Origin of the sequence: Virgisporangium ochraceum (assembly GCF_016863655.1) — a bacterium.
GTDB classification, from domain to species: Bacteria; Actinomycetota; Actinomycetes; order Mycobacteriales; family Micromonosporaceae; genus Virgisporangium; species Virgisporangium ochraceum.
On sequence record NZ_BOPH01000177.1, the window covers coordinates 1 to 1,996 of the forward strand.

1 protein-coding gene and 1 pseudogene are annotated in these 1,996 nt (G+C 70.5%); both read right to left on the bottom strand.

Annotated elements, in window-relative coordinates; translation table 11 throughout:
- Positions 1-30: 30 nt before the first annotated feature.
- A pseudogene (locus Voc01_RS55015) lies at positions 31-204 on the bottom strand (OsmC family protein); the annotation flags it as partial.
- 309 nt (positions 205-513) lie between these two features.
- Entirely contained in the window at positions 514-1,992 is a 1,479-nt protein-coding gene (locus tag Voc01_RS52545) for a glycoside hydrolase family 130 protein (RefSeq protein ID WP_203935326.1), read from the bottom strand.
- Positions 1,993-1,996 lie beyond the last annotated feature (4 nt).

A 1,996-nucleotide genomic window follows, 5' to 3' on the forward strand; every position in this document is an offset into this window, starting at 1 on the left:
GGTGCCTGCCCGGCCGCGCCCCGGCGGGTGTCAGTCCGTCTCCATCTCGATGGTGACCGGAACCCCGTTGGTGAGGACGTCGTACACCGCCGACCGCGCCTGCGACTGCGCGACCAGCGCGCGCAGCTTCTCCGCCGGGGCGTCGCCTGTGACGGTGAACCGGACCGTGATGCCTGATAGCCGTTGCGGACGTCGGGGTTCAGCCCCAGGATCCCGTTCAGGTCGATGTCGCCGGTGACCGTGGACCGCACCTCGAACCCGTTCGACCGTGTCGAGGGCCGCCGGCCCTCAACTACCGACCTCCGACGTCTCCGGGCGGCGAGAAGCTCACGTCCCCGGCGAGTCCGAGTCGGTGTTCACCAACACGGTACGCCCGGACGTGAAGGTGCCGCGGTTGCTGCCGCGCCAGGCGGTGGCCGGGATTTCTGCGGTCGCCCGTTCGACCGTCACCCGTTGACCGTCGACCCGGCCGCGGCGACGACCAGGCGGTGCACCTCCGACACGACCTGACGGTCAGCGAGCCATCGGAACCATGGCGTCGAGGAGTCCGGCGACCGGTACGGTGGCGAAGCCGATACGGGTGTCGCTGGATCCGTACGGGATCCACAGCGTTCCGGCGTGGATGAGCCCGCCGCAGGAATAGACCACGTTGGGAACGTAGCCGTCGCGTTCGGCCGGGTCGGGTTCGATAAGCGGCTCGGGTAGTTCGGCGAGGACGTGCTCCGGGTGGTGCAGGTCGAGGAGCAGCGCTCCGACGGCGTACCGGCGCATGGGCCCCACCCCGTGGGTGAGGACGAGCCAGCCGTCGCCTGTTTCGATGGGCGATCCGCAGTTTCCTACCTGGATGAGCTCCCAGCTCCGGTACGGGCGATGCAGTGGAACCGCTGTTTGCCAACGGTTCCCGCCGTCGAGGGTCGACAGGGCCGTGGTTTCCCCGTCGGATCGGGACAGGGCGAGGTGACGCCCGCCGACGGGTCGGGGGAACAGTGCGATCCCCTTGTTGCGGGCGGCTGGTCCGCGCATCGGCGTCATCTCGAACCGGCGCAGGTCGTGGCTGAACAACTCCCGGACCGCGATGTGCCGGCCGTCGTAGGCGGTGTAGGTAGCGCGGTAGACGGGAACGTTGTCGTCACCGGTGAAGCGTACGAACCGGGCGTCCTCCATACCGTTGCTTTCCTCGGCCGTCGCCGGCCACAGCACCTGCCGGTGCAGCGGTGTGCCCGGCGGGAACTCGGCGGCGTATCCGGCGGCGTTGGTTCGCCGCAGCCGTTCCAGGGTCTCCTGCGCGGTGGGTCGGGAGAGCAGGTCGGGCGGCAGGGCACCGAGGACACGTTCGAAGGTGGCGTCGTCGAACCGCTCGGGTAGCGAACCGAGGACCGTGGCCGACACCTCGTTGTCCCAGCCGGTCTCGGCCATGCCGGCGGCCAGCAGGTCCCGGCGATGCGCGGTGGGGACGCGCCGGGCAATGGTCAACGGCCCGGTCCGGGCGGTCAGGTCGAGGCGGGTGCCGGGCCCGATCACCGCGGTGGCGAACCCGATCGAGGACACGTGTCCCTCGCCGATCTGGCGGGCGCTGACGACTGTTCGCAGCCGGCCCGCATCCAGGTCCGTCTGGTCGTGGTGCTCGACCATGGACGGGTTGCACAGGGCCGTGGCCTCGACGGCGAATTCGTGGGTGAAGTAGGCGCCGACGAGCAGGCGGGCGGTCGCCGACAACCGGCCGGCCCGGTCGACCCGGTGGCGGATCAGGTCGTAGTGGTGCGTCCAGACGGATTCCAGGTCGCCGTGCCGGTCGCCGAACCGGGCGAGGGTCGTCCGGACCATGCGGGCGGTGTCGGGTTCGTCGAGTTGGGCGATGCGGTCGACGAGCCGGTGTGCGCGGCTGTGCACCACGGCGGCGTCCTCACCGGGAACGAACAACTTGGCGATCACGCGGCCGGGGTCGGGGGTCAGGGTGACCTCGTGCCGGGTCGCCAGCGGGGACCCTGTCACAGAC